This window comes from Francisella sp. AG1, from assembly GCF_057683165.1.
This window is the reverse complement of the sequence record NZ_CM173135.1, coordinates 68,344-94,363: the sequence shown is the minus strand read 5'-3', so window position 1 is coordinate 94,363 and position 26,020 is coordinate 68,344. Positions and strand designations below refer to the sequence as shown.

Sequence of the window (26,020 nt, the reverse complement as noted above, 5' to 3'; positions counted from 1 at the left end):
GTTTTAATCCTACTGCTAGCTTATATTTAATAGTAAATCTGTAGATATGATTAACAATTTCGTTCAAATAAATGCTAATAACTCTACTAAAGATCTTGCTTTACGAATAAATTTCTGACTACCTTGGGAAGTGGAAATATTAGGAAATTAATAATTATTTATAATTATTCAGATATTAACTCCCAAAAGGGTTAATAGTTAGGCTCAAATTGAAAAGCTGAAAAAGAATTACCAAACTTCCCATAAATATCACATATATATTTGAATAATTTATTTTAGGCTTTTCATTTTTACTGAGAAATGATGGAGTATAAACAAATATTATTACAGCAAAGATTGCGGCATACTGCAAAGCTAATATGAAACCTTGTGGATAAAATATAGTAAATATTAAAGGAGGAATAAAACATATTAACCCAAGCGCTATATTACCTATTTGACTATCATATTTAGCGAATAAATCACGCACATAGTGCATCAAAGAAATTCCAACCCCTATGAATGATGTAATTACTGCTATATGAATAAATAGATTTAATCCTATTTCTAAAACCTTTGAATCCGAAACAGCTTTGATCTGACTAACTAATCCACCTGGGGTATTATCACCAGAGAAAAACAAAGATTGATAGCTATGTAAACCTTGTTGAGGAACTAAAGCTAGAGCTAAAAGTATCCAAACAATATAAATAACTAAAACGCTTATACTTCCAATAAATATACTTTTTTTAATTTTTCTAATATCGCCTTTTTGATACTCATAAATAACAGGAATAATATTATGAAAGCCAAAAGATGGAAGCAAAGTTGGCCAAGCAAATATAAATGCTGATAGTGTAAGAGGTCCGCTACTTAAATACTTTGGGTTAATATAAAATAGCATTATTATAACAGCGATGGCAAAAAACAAAAACTTAAGCATCACAAAAAACCTATTAGCATAATCACCAACTTTATAGCTAAACATAAGCATGCCAAAAATTAGAGTAAATATTAATGCTGAAATAGCGACATTAAACTTTCCTTCTACATTAATATTACCAATTGATCCTATTAATACTGAGCCTTGCGTTGTATAGGCTGACATCAAAGAATATAGTAATAACAAATAAATAATACTAAAAAATACTAGATATACTTTTGATACTCTTGTCTGCATCATAGTTGTAAAATTAACACCCAATGGGAAGTCTGCACAAACTTTTAATAACTTTAAAGCCGTCATGTACATCACACTCCATGATAAAACTAGTAAAACTATTGCCATCACAAAACCACACGATGCAACGATCAAAGGTAATGAAAGCATGCCAGCTCCAATAGTAGTCCCGATTATAAGTAAGACTGAGCCTACAGATCTAGAATTCATATATTAGCTATGTTTTTTTAATGAGCGTTATGAATAATATATATATTTTAACGACTAAGCAAACAATGCTGACTAATATATTAAATTTCCACTATAATTAAGCCTATTGCTAAATCTAAACCATTTAATTTACTCATGAATTTATTTTCTGAATTAGTCAAAATAAAATTTTTTGAATTTTCTGCATCATCTGGTGTAACATCTCAAACCAGCTGGAATGGTTTTGGTAAAGGTTCAGTTACAATAAAGCAACAAAATAATAAAATTATTTTCAAAGAAAATGGTGTACTTAAACTTGTGGACTCTCAACGCCTGATAAATATAGAGAATGAATATGTTTGGGAACAGCTCGATACGAAACGGATTAGACTATATCACTCTCGCTTCGGTTATGATAATTTAGTGACTCTCTTTGATTTAATTCCAATAGAAAAGAACTGTTGGCAGAGTGAAAATAAACATGTGTGTGTTGATGATTTATATTCTGCAAAACTAAATTTTTCCAACAATCAGGTTAAATTGGATTGGAAAATATCAGGGCCTAAAAAAGATGAAAGCATAAAATATAAATATACCTACTAATCAGCTTCTATAAAACGATATCCTATGGCATTTTCAGTCGTTATTAATGGCTGTTTCTTGCATTTTGATAACTTCTTCCTTAACTGACCTATATAAACCCTCAAATATTGTGCCCCATCTCCATAACAGCCTCCCCACACTTCATTTAAAAGGGTGTTCTGCACAATAAGCTTACCTGAATGTTTTACCAAAGAATTTAAAATTAAGAATTCTTTCTTTGATAGATGTATCTCTTGATTATCTAAAAGCACTCTATGATCATCAAGATTTATTACTAAATTTTGAAATGTATAAGTATTTAGTGTATCTCTGGATCGTATGTCGATAGTTACTAATTGTCTTTTAACTCTAGCTATTAATTCAGGCATATCAAAAGGTTTTTTTACATAATCATTTGCCCCATTCTCTAAAGCCTTGACTACTTCTTCAGTATCGCTACGAGCAGAAACAACAATTATTGCTACATTATTTCCATGACCTCGAACTTCTTTTAACCACTCCTGACCATCTAAGTCAGGTAAACCTAAATCTAAAATAACTACATTAGGTAGATAATCTCTCAAAAGTTTAGTTGCTTCAAATGCTGTCATAGCGCTCTCAACATCAAAACCAAGAACTAAAAAAGTTTTTTCCAAAAATTTCTTAATTTGTGGCTCATCTTCAACTATTAATATTTTTTTATCATTTTATTTTATCTCTGTTACTTACAGTGCAATGCTTGAATAGCTATTTGATCTTTAATTGAAGAGGTAGAGTTATTTTAAAAATACTACCTAAACCTTCCCCATCACTATATGCTTTTATTTTTCCATAGTGAGCAACTACTATACCTTTACAAATTGCCAGGCCCAAGCCATTACCTTGAGTATAACTATCTCTTTTTTCTATTCTATGAAATATAGTAAATATTTTCTCAAAATCTGCTTCTGATAATCCCACACCTTGATCTAAAACCTCAAAAAGACATGAATTACTATTTTTTCTTTTAAGAGTCACTTTTATTTCTTTTTCTACATTAGCAGTAAATTTAACTGCATTATCTATCAAATTAACAGCTATTCTCAGTGAGCCCACAAAGCTATTAAACTCAATGCTTAGTTTTTAACTTTTTCGCACTAATTTTCACTAGAATATACTAAAATACTTAATATTATTAGATAATAACATACAAATATTAAAATATTTTTTATGTAATGGTCAAAACCAAAAAACATCTAAGTTTACAGCCACTTATAGATGGATTTAAGTCTAACATTAGTAATTTACCAGATAATAGACGAGCTAGTAGTGTAAATTATCAAATTAGTGATGCTGCATTATCTACCCTTGCCTGTATGTTTTACAAATCATCTAGCTTATTAAAATATCAAAGATTAATGCAGAAACGACAATATAAAAATAATCTGCAAACCCAATTTGGAGTTACAGAAATACCTAGTGATAATCAACTGAGGACTATCATATCAAATATTAAGTATGATAAGTTTCAACCAATATTCAATAACTACTTAAACCGTTTACAACGAGGTAAGCACTTATCTAATTTTAGGTTTGAAGATAAGTATCTTGTAGCATTAGATGCTACACAATACCATTCATCTGAAACTATAAAATGTGAAGAATGTTTACAAAAGAGAAAACGTAATGGTAAAGTAGAATATAGCCATCAGGCATTACAAGCAATAATATGTCATCCAAATCAAAAGCAAATATTCCCATTAATGCCTGAACCTATTAAAAACACTGATGGTGATAAGAAGCAAGACTGTGAAATTAATGCAGCTAAACGCTTATTACCAAAACTTAGATCACAACATCCAAGAATGAACTTTATATGGCTAGCAGATAGTATCTATGCTACTAAACCCTTTATAGAATCAGTAATACAAAATGGAGAAGATTATATATTTAGAATAAAACAGGGTAATCATAAACATCTATATGAGTGCTTAGATAGCTCTGAATATCAAAGTCATAAGAGTACTATGGGCAATACATCTATCGCATACAGATGGTATTATGACATACCTCTAAACAAAGACTCAAGCACGAAAGTTACTGTAGTTAAAGCTTTTACGATTAGCAAAGACAAAGATGGTAAGCAAAAATCAACGATAGCTGGTGTGTGGGCAACCAACTTGGAGGTTGATAAGAGCAATATAGCACAGATAACTAAGGCAGCAAGAGCTAGATGGCGTATAGAGAATCAGTGTTTTAATACTCTTAAAAACTTTGGATATAAACTAGCTCATAATTGGGGTCATCTGAAAGGGGAAAGCTTTAATTTTTATATTTTAATTATGCTAGCTTTTTATATTCATCAAATATTAGAATTCACAGACCAGTTATTTCAATGGTGCAGAAAAGTCTGTGTTACATATGATGATTTATGGGATGAACTATTAGGTATGTTCAAACTTTTATTATTTGAAAGTTGGGAGCATATGCTGATCCATTTATTAGATAATAATGGTATTGATCCTCCACAAATAGTGTAGGTTTATCATCCCTTCATTTAGTTGGTGGAGGATAGCTGTACTTGTTGCAAAATAAGCTATGAATTCGATTATAAAACTGATATTTTTTCATTAAAATTTCCCATTATTGTGAATTGACTATTATATTTTTCTCTAAAATTAAGTTGATGCATGCAAATATAAAAAAGTAGGTGAAATATTCAACTGACTGAGAATAACTGAACTGTCCCAAATTGACGGGGTAGATCAAAAACAACTATTCTTTAAGTTGAGTATCAGGCATTTTATTTTGTGCAAATCTAGGATTATCATGTCTGTGATGCTTATGTCTAGGCTTAGGCCCAGGAACTTCAACATGACCATTTTGAGCATCTACAACAAAGAACATATTAGTACTATCATTATTATCACCAGCATAAACAATATAATAAGTATCATTATTTGTTAGCTTGACTGTCTCAACTTTTTGTATTACATCTGTTTTAGATTTGTCATGTGTAATAATATTAGCATTTACGAGTACCTTAGCTTGATCTTGTGTTAAATCTAATTTAGGTTTAGGAGGATGGCATCTTTGATCATCATTGCTAAATATAGATGCATTTGCAATTGAATATGAGCCTAATGTTGCTGTAGTAATGGCTATTGCTGTAATTATTTTTTTCATAGTTATTCTCCATTTTTGTTAATCACAGAGCTATATGCTCTATGTACTGATAAGTTTATAAGGCGAATGTAATAAAAATATGACAGATAAGATTTTTTTTGTAATAATTTTGTTACAAAGATTATTTATATATAAATATGCTTAATAAAAAAATATTAGTTGTTGATGATGACAATGAAATAGGTACATTGTTGAAAGATTTTTTATCTAGTTTTCAATATGAAGTTACGGTACTTAATGATGGTAGAAATGTTGAAAAAACTATGAAAAAACAGCTATTTGATATTATACTTTTAGATATTATGTTACCTAATAGTAATGGTTTTGACCTATGTAAAAAATTGCGTGAAACTTATGATATTCCAATTATTATAATTAGTGCATTAGATCAAGATAGCGATAGAATCTTGGGACTAGAAGTCGGTGCAGATGATTATTTACCTAAGCCATTTAACACTAGAGAATTGCTAGCTAGAATCAAAGCTCTTCTTCGTAGAATTAATGGTGATTTGATTAAAGGAAATTCATCTCGGCATTTTGTAACTTTTGATAAATGGAAGCTAGATAGGCATAAACATATTTTGATAGATGGTGACAACGTTTTTGTGGCTTTAAGCTCTAAAGAATATAGGTTACTAGAGATATTTATATCATATCCAAATCAGATTTTGACGAGAGATCAAATTATGGAAAATCTTTATGATAAGGACTTTGATCTATTCGATCGAACAATAGATGTACTTCTTGGTCGTCTACGCAAAAAGATAGAAGTGGATATTAAGTCTCCTAAATTATTAAAGACCATACGCGGAGAAGGTTATGAATTTTGTGTTTCAGATATGGTAATAGGGTGATATGAAAACTAAATTTGCAAGACAGAATTATTCAATTTTAGCTATCGGAATTTTAGTAGTAGGTTTCTTGTTTTGCTTTACAGGCTATCAATTGATTGAGACCTTAGAAAAAGGACCTCATCATGATATGGTCAGAGCATTAGAAGATACAAAGCAGCCTATAAATAAGTTAAGAGGTTTTTTGGAAATGACTCCAGGAATCAGGGTAAGACCTTTTGATAAGATTAGAGATAATCAATTCAAACAGCTATCCATAAAAGAAGTTAAAGAACTGAAATTTCCATTAGATTGGAAAGAACCTTTTGTATTCAAGTACAAAGATGATTATATTGTTATCTCATTTTCGTTTTTCAATAAAATGACAATTATTACAGGGGTGTATGTTTTTGTATTAGTATTACTGGGAGTAATTATTTTTTTATTATGTTATTTTATTGTTTCAAGATTAGAGAAAGTGAATTTGTTAGCTAAAAATGCCTTGCGACAATTATCCGACAATATTTATAGCCAGATATCATTACCTCTTGAACATGAAGATATCGCTGCAATATATAACGATATTCAATCAATACAAAATAATATGCAACAGACATTACAAAAAAGAACGCAGATGTTAGCTGCTATTTCACATGACTTAAAAACCCCTATTACTAGACTAAAGCTTAGGATTGAGCTGTTACAAGATATAGATAATAAAGGTAAATTATTAAGCGATATTAAAGAGCTTGAGAGAATGTTATCCTCGATACTGATGTTTTCTAAAAACTTTTTACAAGAAGAGAATTCAGTCAAATTTAATCTTTCAGAACTTGTTGATTCTATATGTGAGGATTTAATTGATGTTGATTATGAGATTGCGTTGAATATACAGCATGATATTTTGTATCACGGTAAGATAATGGGAATTAAACGAGCAATAAGTAATACTCTTGATAATGCTCTTAAATATGGTAAAAAAGATGTAGGAGTTAAGCTATATAATAATCTTCAAAAAAATATGATAATGTGCGAAATATCAGATAAAGGAGATGGAGTTGATACTTCTTTATATGAGAGCTTATTCGAACCATTTTACCGTGCAGATCAGTCAAGGAATAATGATATTGTAGGTTCAGGTTTGGGTCTGAGCATTAGTAAAGAAATTATAGAAGGACATAGTGGAAGTATTAAGCTGATGCCATCTAAACCTTGTGGTTTGACTGTCCAAATAAGTCTACCTTTAAGACTCCAGCTATTCTCAATGAGCCCACAAAGCTATTAAACTCAATGCTTAGTTTTTAACTTTTTCGCACTAATTTTCACTAGAATATACTAAAATACTTAATATTATTAGATAATAACATACAAATATTAAAATATTTTTTATGTAATGGTCAAAACCAAAAAACATCTAAGTTTACAGCCACTTATAGATGGATTTAAGTCTAACATTAGTAATTTACCAGATAATAGACGAGCTAGTAGTGTAAATTATCAAATTAGTGATGCTGCATTATCTACCCTTGCCTGTATGTTTTACAAATCATCTAGCTTATTAAAATATCAAAGATTAATGCAGAAACGACAATATAAAAATAATCTGCAAACCCAATTTGGAGTTACAGAAATACCTAGTGATAATCAACTGAGGACTATCATATCAAATATTAAGTATGATAAGTTTCAACCAATATTCAATAACTACTTAAACCGTTTACAACGAGGTAAGCACTTATCTAATTTTAGGTTTGAAGATAAGTATCTTGTAGCATTAGATGCTACACAATACCATTCATCTGAAACTATAAAATGTGAAGAATGTTTACAAAAGAGAAAACGTAATGGTAAAGTAGAATATAGCCATCAGGCATTACAAGCAATAATATGTCATCCAAATCAAAAGCAAATATTCCCATTAATGCCTGAACCTATTAAAAACACTGATGGTGATAAGAAGCAAGACTGTGAAATTAATGCAGCTAAACGCTTATTACCAAAACTTAGATCACAACATCCAAGAATGAACTTTATATGGCTAGCAGATAGTATCTATGCTACTAAACCCTTTATAGAATCAGTAATACAAAATGGAGAAGATTATATATTTAGAATAAAACAGGGTAATCATAAACATCTATATGAGTGCTTAGATAGCTCTGAATATCAAAGTCATAAGAGTACTATGGGCAATACATCTATCGCATACAGATGGTATTATGACATACCTCTAAACAAAGACTCAAGCACGAAAGTTACTGTAGTTAAAGCTTTTACGATTAGCAAAGACAAAGATGGTAAGCAAAAATCAACGATAGCTGGTGTGTGGGCAACCAACTTGGAGGTTGATAAGAGCAATATAGCACAGATAACTAAGGCAGCAAGAGCTAGATGGCGTATAGAGAATCAGTGTTTTAATACTCTTAAAAACTTTGGATATAAACTAGCTCATAATTGGGGTCATCTGAAAGGGGAAAGCTTTAATTTTTATATTTTAATTATGCTAGCTTTTTATATTCATCAAATATTAGAATTCACAGACCAGTTATTTCAATGGTGCAGAAAAGTCTGTGTTACATATGATGATTTATGGGATGAACTATTAGGTATGTTCAAACTTTTATTATTTGAAAGTTGGGAGCATATGCTGATCCATTTATTAGATAATAATGGTATTGATCCTCCACAAATAGTGTAGGTTTATCATCCCTTCATTTAGTTGGTGGAGGATAGCTGTACTTGTTGCAAAATAAGCTATGAATTCGATTATAAAACTGATATTTTTTCATTAAAATTTCCCATTATTGTGAATTGACTATTATATTTTTCTCTAAAATTAAGTTGATGCATGCAAATATAAAAAAGTAGGTGAAATATTCAACTGACTGAGAATAACTGATATTTTGTGGATTTAATGGCAAAAAACCTTGTAAAAGTAATATGATAAAAACAAAGAAAAAAGCTATTATGGAAAAAATTAATAAACTAAAAAAATAAGCTCTTGCTGTCTGTTCTTTTTTTATATTCTCGCCCAATATAAATAAATATATTCTTTGTAAAGGTCTTGCAAACCAATCAATTCTTGTTTTTTCATTATTAAAGACTTTAAATATATAACTGCCTAAAGGCTTTGTTATTACTATGATCGTAAGCACAAAAATTACAAATAAAATAAAATTAAAACTCATAACTGTCTCCTCTATAAGTTAAAATTTATCTGGAAAAACAAGTGTAGTAGCCATATATACAGCTAGACTTATCATTACTATTGCTGAAAGAATAATCATTTGAGCCTCTTTAGGTAGTTATGTTCTTAAGTCGTAAATTATAAATTATGAAGGCATAAAAATTCTATTTTGAAATATACTCTAAGTATAAAATTTTTGAACTTATTATAATAAAACACCATAAAGCTATTACAAATAATCTTGTTCTATTTAGTAGTTATGTTTTTTAAAAATTGTTTAAGTCTGGCCTAGATAGTTAGATTATGTTAGAAGTTTGTATAAAAAAAATGGTATTCCTGAAAGGAGTTTGAAGTAGAGTTTATCTAAGATTATTCTTTATCTTTTAATTTAACTAGATAAAATAAAAATGGCTTTCTTTGTGTTTTTACTTTATCAATAAGCTTAACTTTAACACACTGTTTATAAAGCACTTTATAGCCAGCCGATTTTGTATCAACCCCTTGACACCCCGGGAAGACCATAATCATAATCCCTTCTGCATCGAACTTATACCAATCTCGAATATATTTTGGATGATTTTTCATAAACACCGGTAAATAAAGGCTATAGTTCCAAGATCCTGAAGCATATTCAGGGTATGGCAAACTATTATTTTTAATTATGCTATCAGCTGCAACAGCAACGCTATTACCAATATTATTATGTTCTATATCACTATCCATGAAAGAATGAAGATTAAACACCACAAAAAATGCTAAATTTATTGAAATTCCTAAAGCAACAACACTATATAAATTAATATCTTTAAGTTTAAATTTTAATAAAACATACGCTCCTACAAAAAGCAAAGATGACGTACATACAAGCCATTCTGTTGGTAGTTGACCATATAACATTTCCATTAATATAAATACTATATAAGGGATAACCCCAACATAGATAATAACCTTTTGTTTAGGAGAAAAATTTTCTTTATATCTAGATATTTTTTTCTTAACCATAAGATATACGAGGATAACTATGCCAATTGAAAAGTTAAGTAGCTGGAATACACTATCAAACAATCCATTTAAAATATTAAATAATACCCCACTATCTGGCTCTTGAATTCTTTCTGATGCATATCTTAAGGTTAAAAAATCAAGCTTATATAAAGCTATAAAACCAGGAAGTAAAAATAATATTCCAACTACCATTGAGAGAATAATATTCTTTGTATATTTACGTTGATAATTAAACAATAAATATAGAAACATTGCTATGAGCAATATAGCTATTTGAAACTTAGCATATACCCCTAAAGCAACAAGAGCAGCAGTTAAAAGCCAATATATAGTTTTATTTGAACTAATAGCTTTTATAAAGAAATATGTGCTAGAACACCAAAAAGGGAGGAGAATAATGTTTTGATTATATTGAATGAAAAACTCACCCATATAGAAAAAACTTAAAACACAAGAAAGTGTAACAAAGAGAGCTTCTTTAATTTCAAAATATATTCGAGAAATTCTATATAAGAAAAACCAAGTTAATAAAATACACACAGAGACTGCAAGTAAATCTGCGAGCAATGGGGAAAACAATAATATAAATGGTTTTAAAAATAATGCTCCCAACCCTGGGTGCTTATCATATATTAAACTAGGGTTCATCCCCCACATAATATTTTCAACAGTATCTGGAGAAATACTTGATTTAGAATGAAGTAAAAGTGTTAAACCTACCCATATAAATAAGTACAGAAATATATAAAAAATAAAAGGGGTCTTTTTCACTTAATTTTTATTATTTGATATTTTTATAAGAGTATACATATCTTTTTGTTACAATTTAAGTAGTAATTAATATTGGTAATTCATATGCTTAGTATAATTCAAAGGGTTAACTCTGCTAGTGTAATAGTTGATAACCAAAAAATCGCTAATATGAAAGTCGGTATATTAGCTCTTATCTGTATGGAAATAGATGATAATACAACAGAATTTGAAAAAATGTCGAATAAAATTCTTAAGTATCGAATTTTTGAAGACAATGAAGGCAAAATGAATTTATCACTTTTAGATATCGAAGCAGAAATTATCCTTGTGCCTCAATTCACACTTGCTGCTGATACAAAAAAAGGCAATCGACCTAGTTTTAGCTGCTGTTGTCCACCTAAGATAGCAAAAGAAAAATTTAAAGAGTTTGTGCAAATATTTAAAAACAAGTATCATAAGACCCAATCTGGTATATTTAGTGCCAACATGCAGGTCTCTTTAATAAATAATGGGCCCGTAACTTTTAGTTTTAAGGTATAATTATAAACATGCAAAAGAAAATTTGTATCATCGGTGGTAGTGGTGAGATGGGGCAAATGACCCAGAAAATTTTTGGTAAATTCTTACCAGAATATAGGCTAACTATTTTTGATGAAACTGATTGGAAAAACCCAAGTCAAAAACTTACTAATCAAGATATTGTAATACTATCAGTACCGATCTATCTTACTAGTGAGATTATCAAGAAAGCTGTTCCTCACCTTTCTAAAGGAACGATATTAGCTGATTATACCAGTATTAAAAAAGAACCTCTTGAAACGATGTTGTTTAACTATAATGGTCCTGTGGTTGGCTTGCATCCTATATTTGGACCAACCATTGCTAACCCAACGAATCAAGTAATAGTAGTATGTAATGGTAGAAATCAAGATAAATATCAGTACTTCATAAATGACTTAGCAAAAATCGGGTTCTGTATTGAGACAATGGCAGCAGAAGAACATGATGAAGCAATGACTTTCATTCAAGGTATTGAACATTTTAGCGTATATTGTTTAGGTATGTTTCTAAAACATAAAAATATTGATATTCAAAAAATGTTAAAACTTGCTAGCCCAGTTTATAAAATGGAGCTAAATATTGTCGGGAGACTTTTTAGTCAAGGACCAGGACTATATTCAGATATAATTATGTCAGACAAACAACGACAGCATACTATTGCAGAATTTGCTGATTTTGTAAGCTCTAATGCAGCACAAGTGTCTCAAGGAAACAAACAAGATTTTATAAATAATTTTAAATCTGTAAAAAAATGGATGGGAAATTTTGCTGACCAAGCTTACAAAGATAGCGATAAATTACTACTTAAAACAAACAATAAATAAGACGATCTACTACCTATCTTAACTTTATTTAGCTGTAATAATCATTTCACCAGGCATTTCAATACTAATTTGCCCTCCCCAAATACACATACAACAAGCACTTTTTAATAAAGCTGGCTGGCTATTAACTTTAGTTTTTATTGCAGGTGGAGTCCAAGGAGCTGGAGTGATAGGAGTACAAGGGCAAGGTGTAGGAACTAGTGGTTTGCCCATTCCAGCTGGGTTTGATGGACTATTACACACTCCAAATGGTTTAATATTTGCCATTGGTATATGATCATTAATAGTGGCAGCAAGTTGTCCTTGACCTTTAACAAAAGGACCTTTTGGTAATGCTGTCAATGGTGTCGGAGCTGCTCCAAAAGAACATTTTATTAATGCATTACTCACTACAAAATTACTCATCTCTTTTCTCCCTCTAACAGATTTTTTTTATTTAACAATTCAGGCATTATCGAATTATAATTACCTAAATTGCCTATTAAAAGCTCATAATAAACTATATCTTTAAGCTTATCCTTAAAATTAGATACATCTTCTAATTTGACACTATTCAAACTAAAACTTGTTACCTGCTTAGAAGCTTGTTCTGCATTATTGACAAACTCAGCATATGATAGGTATTTTTTTTCTTTTGCTACTAATAATTTTTTTATTTTTTTCTTCTCTAAGAATCCGATTTTTGCAGCATTAACTTGACTCTCAATACTTCTTAACTTAGCTAATAGCTTTTCAGGATCATCTTGCTGATTTAAATCTTTAATTTTTTTGATTTGTGATACTTGAGATTTTATAACCTCAGTGGTACTTTTCTGTGACGTGCCAATAGCTGCTTTTAATTTCTCAGCATTACTAGTAGGTTTTTGACTTGTTAAAACACTATCTAATTGAGTCAAAAAATTAGCCTGGTACATGCTCTTCACCGGAAATAAGGTAGCTAAATCTGGATAAGTAGGCAATATCTTACGATCTTGATCTATTTTTTTAATTAAACTTAAAATATCCATAATACCTCTATAATCTTGTCAATATTTTCGTTAGCTCTAATAGTGAAGTTTTTTTATCTCCTTTATCTTTTAAGCCGCTTAATTGCTGTTCTAGTTTTTCTAACTCCTGCCCTGTTCCAAATAAAGGATTCTGTTGCTGACAATTTTTCTCTAATTCATCAATATATCTTGAACTAATGTTTTTTTTCTGTGCCGAAATATTCCCAATAGACTCTTCAAAGCTTTTAATAAATTTAAAATCATCCTCTGACAAATTTTTTTTCTGTAATATTTCTTCTAGCTTTTTAAGCTTTATTGTATCTTTTTCTATTTTTTGTTTAATTTTAAGACATAATTTTTCATCATGGCATTTTATATATAGCTGCGAAAACTCAATCGAGGTTTTATCACATAAATCTGACATAGGCTCTTTTAGAAAATTTTGCCTAATTTGAAAAAGTAAATCATCGATAATCTTTACCCGTGACTCAAGCATACAAATACTAAAACCTTCACCATATAGTACATTTATCTCAATCCATTGAGAATATAATTTCTCATAAAGCTTAGCATGATCAGACTCAATCTCTCGTTGGTACAATGCTTTATAAGCAAGTTTTTTATTTAATAAATCTTGAACACTTCTCACATCAAAATTTAACAAATACTGATCTATATTAATATTCTCAAAATCTTTAAATTTAGTTCGCTTAAATTGCTCCAATATAATTAAAACATTACTAAATTTATCGTATAAGTCGTGCTCATCCTCATCTTTAATTAGGCTTGGTTTCTCAAGCCCATAATCAAACTCTTTATTAATATTTTCAACACTTTTTAGACTCTTCTGCGCAAGCCAAGCATCCTTTTTCAAAGTGATTTTATCTAAATTAGAGCTCCTTGCTGAAAACCTCTCTAAAGCTAATTCATAATACGTATTCAATACTGACATATCTAACTTAAGCTTAAAAAGTGAATAAAATATATTTGGAGTATCCTTAAATTTCATAACTTGACTATCTGCAAAAGCATTATATCTTTGTTTACTAATAATTAGGTTATCTTCTAAACTATCAATAATAGGCTTCCATAAATGATACCTCCCTTTAAGCATAGCTTTGGACTTTAGTTCCGCTAAGGTAAATAAAAGTTCTTTAAAGTGTTGCGTTTCAATAATATTAGCACTTATTTCTTTATACTTATAACACTCCGAAGCACTCTCTATAGCTTTAAAAACTTGACCATAATAAGTTTTAATATTTAGGTCTAATCCATCCATATAAGTACTGAGTATAAGCAACTCATCTTGAGGTATAGAAAATAAATCTGGAACTTTTATCATTGATGCTTGTGGGGCACCAAAACCATAATCAAAAATAATTTGGCGAGCTTTTGTTAATAATCTAGAGATTTTCTGTTCAGAAGATTTCTCCTCTACTTTAAGCTCTTCAGACAAACTATCTAGTGTTGGTTTTAATAAATTTCCTAATGATTTTGGATTCTTATTAAAAAATTGTTCTAATTCTTCTAACAAAATCTTTTGGCTTTGATCTGTTATATTAACATCATCAACTTTTTGTAAATAATCTTTAATTAAACTATAAAGAGCAATATTTCCTTTATAGTACTCTAAGAGTTGATTTTTTTCTGAGCATTGTTTCTTAATACTACTAACTTCTATAATTAAGTGATCTAGATTCGTTAACTTCTGTATATCATCCAAACAGCTAAATAATCTATAATCTACAACTTCTTGCTTAATAAAGGCTATTGCCTTTTTAACTGAAACAATCACCTCTTTATTTTCTGATTTTGCTTTTTTATTTAAGCTATCAATATTTACATTTAAAGTTTGATAACTGTAATTTTTAAAACATAAATATAATTCTGTTAAGACTCTATCTACCTCTGGAGTAATGTCATTTTCACCAAAAGTGAGTAAATACTCGGCATAGCGTAGCTCAGAATCTATCCTTACATGCTCATTGACAATAAGATATTCTATACTACATTCTTTTAATGCTGCAAATAAGCTTTTATGTCCATTTTGAACAAAATTAATATTTTTTGTAATAATTTTCTGCAATGTTTCAAAAAAAAATAATTTTTCAGACACTTGAGGAAATATTTGTTTTTTCATATAGCTTATTGAACAAACCATAAACCAAAATATGCAAATATCGGAAAACAAATAGTTGCGATAAATAATCCCTTCAAGGCTCTCGACTTATAAGTCTTTCTAAATTTATTATTTACTCCCTCAAAAGTAGTAAAACCAAAATTCTGTACATCTTGGTCCGGCAATACAACACTTAACTTGTTTTTATACTTATCTAGCTCAGATTGCACACCAAGATAGCAACCTCTAAATCCTAATGCTAATATTAAGTATAAAACTTGAGCAACTATCTTTGGAAACACAGGGTTATCTAAAATACTGTCAACAATTTCAAAGAAGTAATCACCCCCATCATTCCTCTGATAAACCTCTTCCTGAAGCAAATGCCAATTTAATATATCGCCATTCATATCTACACTTATTTGATTTATCATTTCATCACAGTAACTATAAATTGCAAAGGCAATATAAAAACTCGCCCTTTCACCATGCTCTTGGTAGATCATGTCTCGGATATTATTGGTTTTTACAATAACATCATCACGAAATGCTATTATATCTTGCATCTCAACGCTTGAGTCATAACTTTTTATGAAAGAATTTATAGTAACAAAAACATCTATAATATCTTGGTGCATAAACACTCCTTATTTTACTTTTACTTGAATATCAACTTGAACACCAATCCGTCTCGAGAGATGCATATTTAAAAACATATGTACTAATTCTGTATAAAATACAAATTCAGCCCTCTTTAAATCTGACCTTATATAAATAACATAACTAAGTTGTTTATCAGACTCAACACTAATTAGATTCTTATCTACAAATTCAACCACATAGAGGTCATGATTGGTTATAAGTGATACTAAGGTCTTAAATATATTTTCATCAAGATCTTTTGCATTAATAATATTTAACACCTTTAAAATATTCTCTGCTCTTTCTAAAAGCTGATTTCTTTTAAACCCATAGCTATAAATTATATTAAATTTCAAGCTTCCAATACTTCTGCTTAAAGGTAAGAAGGTATAGCTTCTTTTTTCAATATCTGCAGAAGCTATCTGCGTCCATTGCGCATTAATAATTATTTCATTAGATTCCTCAGAAAGATCTTCTATAGATGGTTCTAAGAAAGTTACTCTCATATGTCCTGAAGACTGAAACATTAAATTATAATTTTTAGCATCCCCTAGGTTTAAATAGCTATGGTAAGCCGTATGATCGTTATACTGCACATCATAAAGCTTAGTTGGGACATATTCAACAGGCCCATCTAGGTGCTTTATTCCATAGCTCTCCTGAGAATAATCACAAGTAATCTTCATTGCATAATCTTCAAATAAATTTAAAACTGGAAGTAAATTAGTTTTTATACTATTACTCGGCAATGGCTTTATCATATTTTTAGATTTTGGAACCTCTATCTCTAAAAGAATTTTATAAAAAAGATAATCTTCGGGCAAACTCTCAAATTCAACATAGAAATTACTAAAAATTGCTTGGGTTAATGATTTTAATATAACCTCTTGGGTTACCTCAAGGTTAAGTTTAATATCAAAATTTAGTAGTAGCTTTACTTCTAAAGGTTTATCTAACTGATGAGAAAATAAAATCATTTTTGCTGATTTATATTTTCTTAAAGTTGCTATCAAGTGGTAGATTTGATGATTTTTTAAGGCTAAAGGACTACAACTTAATAAAAAGCGATTCCTATCAAACCTAAATGGTTTTATAGCATCTAATTCTAGGTTGACTATATCCCTATCCATATAGCATCTTGTGACCTGAAATGGCGATAGTGAAAATGGAATTGCAGCTTGAAATCTAAAGCGATTATTATCTAACGTTAATATAAACTCTTCGCCTAATTCCAAATCTATAAATTTATCATTTTGATTTGCTAAAATTTCCACAATCGCATGATTTGGAACATGTTGAAAAAAATGAGGATAATAGCTATAAAAAAGATTAAACCTTCTTTGTAATAAAAAATTTTGTGTACTCTGAGTTGAACGTTGCACTGTATAGTCTACAGCATCTATGATTGCCTTTAAGTCCTGTGATTCTAATATATCATTTTTATTATACTTACTTGACTCTAAGTATTGATATAGCTGCTCCCTCGTTTGAAGTTCTTTCAATTTAGCATCCATACTCATACCTCTCATAAATTTTTATTTTATGATTCATTAATTTAGTTTTGTTTGATAAGTTAAAAGGCATAAAAACTATTTTTATAGGATGAATAATAAGCCAAATATTTACAGCAATAACATTCCTATTTGTCTCAAAGTGCTTACTTAAAACAAGGCTGTCCACACATTGAGATATCTCTTTTTGTGAGCTTTCTGTCAAAAGATTCTCAGATTGAATAGTTATATCAAAATGCAGCTTTGATGTTAGTAACCTATCTCCAAGGTGCATATTTGAAAACGAATTTTCCTTATTTAAATAGCTTATTTTTTTAACAAAATCTAGCTTCCACGAGGATCTAACATTAAGTTTATACTTAGCAAGAGCCCTCTCAAATAAACTGTTAAAAGATGATAGTGAGTAAAAAAAATTATCACTTATAGTAAAAAGTATATCTCCATTTAAATATAGATGTTTTAGCTCATCTGATTGCTCTGTTAAAAGCATATTTATTTGACTTTTTAATAATTTACTTGCCAGAGCATTTAAAACATCAAAAGATACAGAATCATTATGACTCGAGAAAAAATCTAATATATGGTCTGGTAATGCTGCATTTGCAGACAAAATGCCCATATTAACAATAAGTTTTATACCTTCTTGTTCAAAAACCACATCCTCTATTAATCTGCTTGACTGACTCAAACTCAGACGACTTTCAAAAGATATATCATTAGCCTTATAACCACTACAGTGCAACAAATCTAGCAACACCATAAGGTCCAACTGTCTAAGTCTCGTTTTTGGTATTTTTTTTAACTCAACTATATCCATACACCATCTAATCCATTATACATAGTAATAAACAAACTTTAGATCATTCACATCTTTATTATTCAATAAACATATCGCCTGCTCACTAAGTATATAATCCCATTCCCTTGATGGTAATATTTCATAAATATCACAATATTTATCAACACTTGATACTGGCAAAGGATTAAAATCTAATTTAGAAAGTTTTAACCCAACCATTGCATATTTATTTACATGTTCAACTCTACTTGGTGATGTTAATTTAATCATTGAAAGAGAATAACTATAATCCTCAACTGGCTTACGCACAACCAAATAATGTTTTTTCCGATTTAAAGCTTCAAATTCTATAATGCCTGTAGTTAATAAATTATCTATTACCTTAAACACTTTATATTCTATAGCCTTTGTATGTAAAATCCTCTCAAATATCGTTGTTATCAAATACTGAAAACTATCTAAAGATTTATCATGCCTATAGACTAATGCAGGATCTAAATCAATATGATCTTGATATTGTAATAGATATAAATATATGCTCTGAATAGCATGAAATATAAATATTGGAGAGTATTTTGTATAAGCTAACTGCCATATATAATATTGAAGTTGATTACAACTATATAGAACATTATTTAAAAGAGTTAACTTAACTGCTGATATTGCTGAATTAGTTGCCCTTTCATTTAATACATATGAGCGTATAGTCTGTAATAAATTATTAACCTTATTCGTTATTAAATTAAAACCATAAACTTTAGTAGTCAAAATAGGTGGCAAATATTCACCTAGAACCCATTTACCATTCTCTAACTTGTTTAAAGTTAAAATTTTAAAACTAGATAGCTCATCAACTTCCTCTGGATTTACGACCAATGAAATATTTGGAAGTTTTGTTTGAACTTTGGTGTCACCACCACTAACATATTCTATTAAAGGCTCTTCAACTATGCTAATTACTATTTCTGCAGTATCTGAATCAACCGTATTTAAGTTTAGCTCTAAAGCCTTTGGGTAACTTGAACGCTGGTAATGTATACATTCAGATGTAAGGGTTATATACATTAAAGCTTCTATTCTAAAAATATTTTTTTCGAACAAGTATTCATCTATATCTAATTCTGCAAGTCCATAAAAGCCTGCCGCAGAATTAGCTTGGCAAAGATTTATATTACGTTGGTTCGACAAGTGTTGTGATAATGTAAAATGTTCAGGTAATACTGCCTGCCCTAAATGCCAGTTTATTTGTTGCATGTTCCGGTCCCACTATACGTATTTTTGAAAATCTTATATTATTTTATACAAACAAACTGCTATAGATCATCTAAAATATCAAATGCTGAATCAAAGTCAGCTTTTTGATTTTGTTCATTAGTCCTATTATACACCTCTTCAGTTCTTGCTTCTGTTTTATGATTAGATTCAGTATTTTTTAAAGAATTAATAGCGTTACTAGGCTTGTTAGATATCTTCAAAAGATCATCTATATTAAAATCACCTATCTCTGTCTGTTTACTTTCTGGGTCAACCTTAATTTTTGTTTCTGTCTTTTGCAACATAAAATCCCATAAAGGAGAACCTTTACTACCTTCAATTATTTGCTGAATATCCGTATAAACTTCCGAATTAACTGCATTAAAAAAAACTTGAAACTCCTTCGGAAAATACTTAATTGGGTTGAAATTATGCATTTCTGTTTGAATAGAATCAAATAGAAGTGCTAATTCAAATTTATTGTCTGCTTCAGCTGATGAATTAGCTAAACTACTAAATTTTGAAATTTTTAATAGCAAATTTGCCCAATGAAAGCTATATCTATCTTCTCTATCTGATTTTGTTGATGATATTTTTTGTTCTTCAACTTGAGTAATAGCTTCAGCTGTATCATCATCCTCTTTTACAATATATTTAGAAATTGTAATTAACAACTGATTTTTTGATCTATTGAATTCTGCTAAGTCAACAGTTTCGATATTAGAAATTAATGACTCTTGAATCTTATCTAAATAATTTTTAACTAGCTCAAACTGATCGTTTAAAAATTCTGGATAATAGTAGTTTATAGCATCAACAGCCTCATTAGCTAAGGCTATTGTACTACGCATAACTACCATATCTTTTTTATTTACCGGAGAAATCAAATCATACTTAGCTAAAACACCTGACAAGACTTCTAGAATTGATACAAAATCATCTGCTGAATGATTAAGATTGAAATGTGCTTGCAAATAAAGACAAAGTAGTTGGATATCAAGAACCTTATCTTCCTGAGTATATTCAAAAATTATGTTAACTATATCTTGAAACTTCCTGCCATCTATTAGCTCTGTACACTCAGTTAAGATTTCAAAATTAGAACGTTTGACAACCTCCCAATCCTGATTAGGACCAAACAAACCCTGTAATTCTTCACTTGCTTTACTCATATCTATATATCTTTATTTGCTATTTAGCGTCCACACCAACAACAATCTTCTGCGTACTATCGCTTGTCCAAGTTGAAATAGGTGTACCTTTTTCCCATTTACCGCTAAGAACAATAGTGCCTGTTAACTCTGTCTCATTTTGTGTTGGAGTACGAATATAAGAGTCGCCACATTCATGCGCTATTACACTTTGGAATTGACGAGTTCTTTCCTCACACATTGTGAACTTAGCTCCTTTAGGGTCAAAATATTGTACAATTGTACCCTTATTAGCTTGATCAACAGTTTGCTTAGCATTTGCTGCAGCTATTTCAACTGTTAACTGAGCTTTCGCACCACCTTTCAATATCTTAGTAAGGCCTGTATTTAACTCAGCTGCAATAGTTTTATTTGTGCGAAGATGCAAGGTAACAGTTTGAGCTAACGCATCAAAATCTCCATGCTCAAGTTTAAAGTTCACAGCTTCAGAACCTGGAGCTGCTGTACCAAGATCATAGTAGGGTAGCGTACACTTCAAGTCAACAGGGCCTGCTTCTGCACTAAACTTCAATTGCAAAAATACAGAATCATGGGTTGGTGAAGGTGCTGCAAGGTTTGCTGCTGGATGTGAGTGTGGTGATACACTCATTCTTTGACCGTCAATTGCTATAAAATCTGACATTTATTTATCCTCATTTTGTTTTTTTAATGTTATTTACTTACGAGTTAAGTCTTGCTTCAACACTTAACTCAACATCCATGCCTTCAAATTGAACATGTGGCAGGATTGCGATACTTGACTTATACCAGCCAATCTTACCTTCTATTGGCTCCACAGATATTTCTGCTGCCTTAAAAGGAAAATAGCTTTTTGTCAAGTCTGTTGGGCTTGGTACCGATGTAACATAATTATTTATCCAGCTAGAAAGAGTATCTGTTATTGTTTCCTTTGTTGCAGAGGATCCAATACGATCTCTCATTATCATTTTTATATAATGAGCCAGCCTAGTAATAGAGTATGTATAAGAAATATTTGCTATCAACTGCGAATTTTCTGAATCTTTAGGATCTTTATATTCTTCAGTCATTTTTAAAGAATTAACACTAAAGAAACAGCCTTCTGAAGTTCCTTTTTTATAAACAAAAGGCATAAATCCTGCATTTGCAAACTCTAGCTCACGATAATCAGGTATGACAAATTCAGTAGGTACTTTTAATTCTTCATACCCTCTTAAATTAAAAGTATGAGCAGGAAGTCCCTCTACAGTACCTCCAGCACGAGGACCTCTAATACTTTGACACCAACCTGTGATTCTAAATGCTCTCATTAAATTTTTAGCAAAAAGCACCGATGCATTACCCCAAGTATACTCTTCATTTGAAAGAGGATTAGTTATTCGCTCTTTAAAGTTTTTAATATACTTGCCTCTAGTTGGATTATTATCTGGGTCATACGGAGCTCTTAATAAAAACTGAGGTGCTGTTAAGCCAATATATGCCGCTTGTTCTGTTTTACGGAATTTATTCCATTTCCCATATTTAGGGTGCTCCATTAGAGCGCTTAAATTCTTTATATCCGCCAAATCTTCTGCTGTTTCACAACCAAAGAACTTAGGGCTTACCGCAGCTATAAAAGGTGCGTGAGAAGCCGTAGCTATTTTACCCATTATAGAGAGCCAATTCATATCATCCTGAGTGTTCTGAAACTCATACAGCCCAATCATTGTACCATAAGGTTCTCCACCATACTGATCGTACTCACTAACATAAAGTTTTTTAAACATATCACTAGATGATATATCAACCGCATTAGTTTCAAAATCATCTAAAAGTTCTTCTTTAGAAACATCTAAAACAGATAGCTTTATTGGCGCATCATTAGGTTTATCTAAATAGATTTCATTAACTGATAACCACTGTTTTTCTAAAGCTTTAAACTTTGCATCATGAATAATATCATTTACTTGCTCTTCAATTATGGTATCGATGCGATTTATAACATTGCGTGTCAAATGCTTATTATAAAGATTCATATCTTCATTTTTTGCATTTGCAAAAATAGCTGATAGTCCAGCTGCTAATCTTAAAACGTCATCTGATGTCATATCTGATTGATTATTAGCATCAGTAACATAATCATACTCTACTTTTTGTAGTGCATTTTCAGTTGTTTCAAGACTTAAACTAGAAAATAACTTTGACAAACTAATCTCATCTTTTACTTCTGTTTCTGTAGTAGCTTCAGACATTATTTTTCTCCTTCTTCTGCGGGAACAATCTCACCTTCAACAACCTCTTCATCACCAGTCATCTTAAAAGATTCCAATGCTGGAAGTTCTTGTTTTATTTTTTCCAGCGTTGCTTCATCTCTCAAAATTTCTTTCACTAGATTGCGAAAACCTTTGTTATTATCAACTGTAGATTCAAATTCCTGAACCATTTCTCTTAATTTTATTAAAGATTTAAGCTGTGGGACGCTTTCAGCTATCACTCCAGGCTGAAATGATTTCATCGAATCGATTTTTAATTTAACATCCAGATTTGGAGATTTAGAGGGTGTTATGCGATTTGAAACTGAGATATTAAGCTCCATATCCATATCCTTCATCATTGAATCTATAGTCCCATCCATATGGCGAATTTTTCTTTCCTCAAAGTCCTCTTTTCTATCTTTCGATAAACCTTGAGATAGATCCCCAACTACCAACAATCTAAATGGTAATTCCTTATCTTTTAACTCTCCATCAACTTCCGTCTTATAACGAAGCATCAATCGTGATTTAGGTATTTCATCATTTACTGCCATTTCAACAATCTCCTTTCTTTATTTTTTAGCTACATTTCCTAGGGAAGATGGCGCCACTTTTTATTTAAACTTAAGCCTTTCTCACATAATAACAGGTATTTATTTTTTTATAAGGTTGTTTACAGCACTTTCTTATTAAGAAAAACATCATACTATAATAATAATGAACTAATAAATATTAATTATCAATAATAATTTAAAATAAACTTTGGTGTACAAAATGATTAATATCGCTTATATTTATGTATACTTCTCAAAAGTATAAAAGCATAAGTTAGAACCATGAGCGAAAAAGATAGTCTTAATGACTTAATAACACTAAATGCTATTAAAGGTATATCCAATGATAAGCTAATAGATCTTTTATATTCTAAGAAATTCAACAGCTTCTTCAAAAAAGATTCTATTTTAGCAAAAATGTTTCCTAAAAATGAAGAACTTCTAGATGACTCTTCATTAGAAGAAAAATGGCAAAAATCACTTATTGAGAATATATTGCCAAACACCTTTCCATCTATTTTGTCTCAGTCAATAAAGCTAAAAATAATACCTTTTGATGAAAAATTAGCTCTACAAAGTGATAAATCTATAGAAGTTAATTCTTATTTTATTCAAAACCTTCAACTGTCTCTAAAAACTAATGGCTTTAATGGCTCGATTGATTTTGTATACCCATACCAAACTGAATATGATAATAAACTTATGGATATATTTACCCAAGGGCTACCATTTTTGCTTGAAATATCAATCAACCAAGAATTTTTTATAGAAGATGATGAAAAAGCTTTTATTGAAGAACATGGGGATTTAAGCAATGAAGAAATAAAATTTATTGCATATGCCGGAAACCAACAGACTAAACAAACCCTAATTCGCTCTCCTAAATTTGGTGGCAAAAATTCTTCATTAATCAAATTTGATGGATTATATAGTATAACTTTCTGTGACTCTATGAGTTTTTTTTGGAAGCAACTAAATCCAATATATTTATATAGCGGTCAGTCTTATAATAAAATTTTTGAAGAGCAAAATACTCCTTTTGACAAAGTTATAAAGGTTAATTTTGATAAAAGTAGTGATCAAGCACTTAAGCAAGTACTTCCTTTTATTTGTATGAATTGTCAAGAAAGTGATGATGATAATAGCTTTTATAACTATGTTCAATATATATTGCAACAATACAATTTGCTTTTAGTATATAACTATAGTACTAATGAATATACAATAACCTCTGCTTATAGTGATTTAGTCTCAAAAGCAAAGCCTGTAAAAAGTATCTTTATACGTGATAAACAAAGTATTCAAGAAATTAAACAACTTCATAAAAAACCATACCTAACAGAAAAATCAATTATCAATCTTAACTCAAACTCTGCTGATAAACAGCAAATAAAAGTTACTGAAATGGAGAATATTCCTAAAGTTATCGATGCTTTTAAACAAGATAGTGCAGCCCAACATGATTTAAGTAATTTATTCAAACTAAAAAGTAACAACTGTCAAACTAAATTAAAAAATAATTTTGCAACAAAATCTATTGGCCTAGAAATCAAAGCTACTTCAATACCTAGCTCATACTCAATACTTCCTCTGCAAAATAACTTAAACTTCTCGGCAAATGAGTGGGGGCTTCTTTTTGATAAAAAAGATCAGAAAATGGTTCTTCATGAAATTGAGTTGAGCTTTGAAAAAACTCCTTTATACTCTAGAAATAATAAAAGACACCCTCTTGCATATGAAAATAGGCAGGAAGGTAAAATAGTAGAAGATAAAATTAGTTTTGAATTTAATGATGATGCATTGAGTGCTAGTGAACTACCATTGATGTTTAACTGTAATTCCAAATTTTATCTGTACAATAAAGAACTATGGCCTCAAGATAAAACTTATAAAAAACCGAAATTGTTAAATCTTATTGGACACATATTTACAACTAAACCCGATAATGAAAACTCAACATATACAAGTGAGCTTTTTAACTATAGTGCTGACTCTAGTGAAAGTATCACGGCTAATGAGAACTATTCTAGCTCCAGTAAAGTGTCATGCCTAGATCCAAATGCCATAAGTCGTCCTAGATACCAGGTTAAAACCTTTCCTCAATTATGGACAAAACTAACCCCTGAAGGTAAGCAATTTGTACCTGCAGATATGGTATTACCATCCTACTCTAATATGCTCTTTTATCTAAAATCCGGAAGTGAAGTAAAACTTAATATATTTGAAGAGTATGCAGAAGTAACTGAAATTAAAAATTACTTAGCTCCTCAAGAGATGTTTACTACAGGGGATAAAGAGCAGCATCAAGGCATAGTTTTTGAAGATAGGAAAGAACAACAAACTATGATACACAACAGCTATAAACCTGGTGACAAAACGAGCTCTTTTAAGATAAGCCATAGTCCAACAGATAATGGCTCACCATCAAATTTAGAAATGAGTAACAAGTCTTTCAAAATAACTGTAGACTGTAAAAAATAATAATATGAGGTAAACT

Annotated in this window: 23 protein-coding genes and 2 pseudogenes; 8 read left to right on the top strand and 17 right to left on the bottom strand. The window is 30.2% G+C overall.

All coding sequences use genetic code 11. From position 1 onward, the window contains the following. Positions 1 to 175: 175 nt before the first annotated feature. Positions 176 to 1,369 carry an amino acid permease gene (locus ACR0PV_RS00455; protein ID WP_488173100.1) on the bottom strand — a complete coding sequence of 398 codons (1,194 nt, stop codon included), beginning with the start codon at positions 1,367 to 1,369 and terminating at the stop codon, positions 176 to 178. A 135-nt stretch (positions 1,370 to 1,504) separates the two neighbouring features. On the opposite strand from ACR0PV_RS00455, the gene ACR0PV_RS00450 reads away from it, so the two are divergent. Then, positions 1,505 to 1,951, top strand: coding sequence for a DUF6314 family protein (locus tag ACR0PV_RS00450; protein WP_488173099.1), 447 nt, complete (start codon positions 1,505 to 1,507; stop codon positions 1,949 to 1,951). Here the strand turns inward: ACR0PV_RS00450 and ACR0PV_RS00445 are convergent. Both ACR0PV_RS00445 and ACR0PV_RS00440 read right to left on the bottom strand, forming a co-directional pair. Next, positions 1,948 to 2,625, bottom strand: a complete 678-nt coding sequence (locus tag ACR0PV_RS00445; RefSeq protein WP_488173923.1) for a response regulator transcription factor — start codon at positions 2,623 to 2,625, stop codon at positions 1,948 to 1,950. The two genes, ACR0PV_RS00450 and ACR0PV_RS00445, sit on opposite strands and share 4 nt — an antisense overlap. Positions 2,626 to 2,677: 52 nt before the next feature. Continuing rightward, positions 2,678 to 3,013 (bottom strand): annotated as a pseudogene (locus ACR0PV_RS00440) (sensor histidine kinase); the annotation flags it as partial. Positions 3,014 to 3,144: 131 nt separating this feature from the next. On the opposite strand from ACR0PV_RS00440, the gene ACR0PV_RS00435 reads away from it, so the two are divergent. After that, on the top strand, positions 3,145 to 4,449 hold the full coding sequence (locus ACR0PV_RS00435; protein WP_488173095.1) for a transposase: 1,305 nt from the start codon (positions 3,145 to 3,147) through the stop codon (positions 4,447 to 4,449). 235 nt (positions 4,450 to 4,684) lie between these two features. Here the strand turns inward: ACR0PV_RS00435 and ACR0PV_RS00430 are convergent, their stop codons facing one another. Further along, entirely contained in the window at positions 4,685 to 5,095 is a 411-nt protein-coding gene (locus ACR0PV_RS00430) for a hypothetical protein (RefSeq protein ID WP_488173098.1), read from the bottom strand. Positions 5,096 to 5,232: 137 nt separating this feature from the next. Between ACR0PV_RS00430 and ACR0PV_RS00425 the strand changes: the two genes are divergently transcribed. The 3 genes from ACR0PV_RS00425 to ACR0PV_RS00415 all read left to right on the top strand — a co-directional run bounded on the left by ACR0PV_RS00425 (position 5,233) and on the right by ACR0PV_RS00415 (position 8,623). Continuing rightward, on the top strand, positions 5,233 to 5,949 hold the full coding sequence (locus ACR0PV_RS00425; protein ID WP_488173097.1) for a response regulator: 717 nt from the start codon (positions 5,233 to 5,235) through the stop codon (positions 5,947 to 5,949). Position 5,950: 1 nt separating this feature from the next. Then, on the top strand, positions 5,951 to 7,210 hold the full coding sequence (locus ACR0PV_RS00420; protein ID WP_488173096.1) for a sensor histidine kinase: 1,260 nt from the start codon (positions 5,951 to 5,953) through the stop codon (positions 7,208 to 7,210). 108 nt (positions 7,211 to 7,318) lie between these two features. After that, positions 7,319 to 8,623, top strand: coding sequence for a transposase (locus tag ACR0PV_RS00415; protein WP_488173095.1), 1,305 nt, complete (start codon positions 7,319 to 7,321; stop codon positions 8,621 to 8,623). Positions 8,624 to 8,822: 199 nt separating this feature from the next. On the opposite strand, the pseudogene ACR0PV_RS00410 reads toward ACR0PV_RS00415, so the two are convergent. Further along, positions 8,823 to 9,113, bottom strand: a pseudogene (locus tag ACR0PV_RS00410) (potassium-transporting ATPase subunit KdpA); the annotation flags it as partial. Between the two features lie 368 nt (positions 9,114 to 9,481). Then, positions 9,482 to 10,888 (bottom strand): glycosyltransferase family 39 protein, encoded by a 1,407-nt coding sequence (locus ACR0PV_RS00405; protein WP_488173094.1) that lies wholly within the window; start codon positions 10,886 to 10,888, stop codon positions 9,482 to 9,484. A gap of 84 nt (positions 10,889 to 10,972) precedes the next feature. Between ACR0PV_RS00405 and dtd the strand changes: the two genes are divergently transcribed. Together dtd and tyrA are read left to right on the top strand one after the other, a co-directional pair. Next, positions 10,973 to 11,410: a D-aminoacyl-tRNA deacylase gene (dtd, locus tag ACR0PV_RS00400; RefSeq protein ID WP_488173093.1), complete on the top strand. Its 438-nt coding sequence runs from the start codon at positions 10,973 to 10,975 to the stop codon at positions 11,408 to 11,410. A gap of 8 nt (positions 11,411 to 11,418) precedes the next feature. Next, entirely contained in the window at positions 11,419 to 12,255 is an 837-nt protein-coding gene (gene tyrA / locus ACR0PV_RS00395; protein ID WP_488173092.1) for a bifunctional chorismate mutase/prephenate dehydrogenase, read from the top strand. 24 nt (positions 12,256 to 12,279) lie between these two features. Here tyrA and ACR0PV_RS00390 read toward each other — a convergent pair whose 3' ends face one another. From ACR0PV_RS00390 to tssB, 11 genes are read right to left on the bottom strand one after another with little or no spacing between them, the layout of a single operon-like run. Continuing rightward, a complete protein-coding gene (locus ACR0PV_RS00390) occupies positions 12,280 to 12,660 on the bottom strand; it encodes a DUF4280 domain-containing protein (protein ID WP_488173091.1) in 381 nt (126 codons plus the stop codon). Then, on the bottom strand, positions 12,657 to 13,262 hold the full coding sequence (locus ACR0PV_RS00385) for a hypothetical protein (protein ID WP_488173090.1): 606 nt from the start codon (positions 13,260 to 13,262) through the stop codon (positions 12,657 to 12,659). The genes ACR0PV_RS00390 and ACR0PV_RS00385 overlap by 4 nt, the downstream gene beginning before the upstream one ends. 7 nt (positions 13,263 to 13,269) lie before the next feature. Beyond that, positions 13,270 to 15,381 (bottom strand): hypothetical protein, encoded by a 2,112-nt coding sequence (locus ACR0PV_RS00380; RefSeq protein WP_488173089.1) that lies wholly within the window; start codon positions 15,379 to 15,381, stop codon positions 13,270 to 13,272. 5 nt (positions 15,382 to 15,386) lie between these two features. After that, complete coding sequence (locus ACR0PV_RS00375) at positions 15,387 to 15,998, bottom strand: DotU family type IV/VI secretion system protein (protein ID WP_488173088.1); 612 nt, start codon at positions 15,996 to 15,998, stop codon at positions 15,387 to 15,389. Positions 15,999 to 16,007: 9 nt separating this feature from the next. Next, complete coding sequence (iglH, locus tag ACR0PV_RS00370) at positions 16,008 to 17,522, bottom strand: type VI secretion system baseplate subunit TssF/IglH (protein ID WP_488173087.1); 1,515 nt, start codon at positions 17,520 to 17,522, stop codon at positions 16,008 to 16,010. Further along, positions 17,506 to 18,330, bottom strand: coding sequence for a hypothetical protein (locus ACR0PV_RS00365; RefSeq protein ID WP_488173086.1), 825 nt, complete (start codon positions 18,328 to 18,330; stop codon positions 17,506 to 17,508). Before ACR0PV_RS00365 ends, iglH begins: the two co-directional genes overlap by 17 nt. A gap of 15 nt (positions 18,331 to 18,345) precedes the next feature. Continuing rightward, the gene (gene tssK / locus ACR0PV_RS00360) at positions 18,346 to 19,566 is read right to left on the bottom strand and encodes a type VI secretion system baseplate subunit TssK (RefSeq protein ID WP_488173085.1); all 1,221 of its coding nucleotides are present in this window, start codon (positions 19,564 to 19,566) and stop codon (positions 18,346 to 18,348) included. A 59-nt stretch (positions 19,567 to 19,625) separates the two neighbouring features. Continuing rightward, positions 19,626 to 20,738, bottom strand: a complete 1,113-nt coding sequence (locus ACR0PV_RS00355) for a type VI secretion system protein IglI family protein (RefSeq protein ID WP_488173084.1) — start codon at positions 20,736 to 20,738, stop codon at positions 19,626 to 19,628. Positions 20,739 to 20,757: 19 nt separating this feature from the next. Beyond that, a complete protein-coding gene (locus ACR0PV_RS00350; RefSeq protein WP_488173083.1) occupies positions 20,758 to 21,399 on the bottom strand; it encodes a hypothetical protein in 642 nt (213 codons plus the stop codon). Positions 21,400 to 21,436: 37 nt separating this feature from the next. Then, positions 21,437 to 22,966, bottom strand: a complete 1,530-nt coding sequence (gene tssC / locus ACR0PV_RS00345) for a type VI secretion system contractile sheath large subunit (protein WP_488173082.1) — start codon at positions 22,964 to 22,966, stop codon at positions 21,437 to 21,439. Further along, positions 22,966 to 23,523 carry a type VI secretion system contractile sheath small subunit gene (gene tssB, locus ACR0PV_RS00340; protein WP_488173081.1) on the bottom strand — a complete coding sequence of 186 codons (558 nt, stop codon included), beginning with the start codon at positions 23,521 to 23,523 and terminating at the stop codon, positions 22,966 to 22,968. The genes tssC and tssB overlap by 1 nt, the downstream gene beginning before the upstream one ends. A gap of 282 nt (positions 23,524 to 23,805) precedes the next feature. Here tssB and ACR0PV_RS00335 point away from each other — a divergent pair, with 282 nt between their 5' ends. Beyond that, positions 23,806 to 26,004: a hypothetical protein gene (locus ACR0PV_RS00335; RefSeq protein ID WP_488173080.1), complete on the top strand. Its 2,199-nt coding sequence runs from the start codon at positions 23,806 to 23,808 to the stop codon at positions 26,002 to 26,004. Positions 26,005 to 26,020 lie beyond the last annotated feature (16 nt).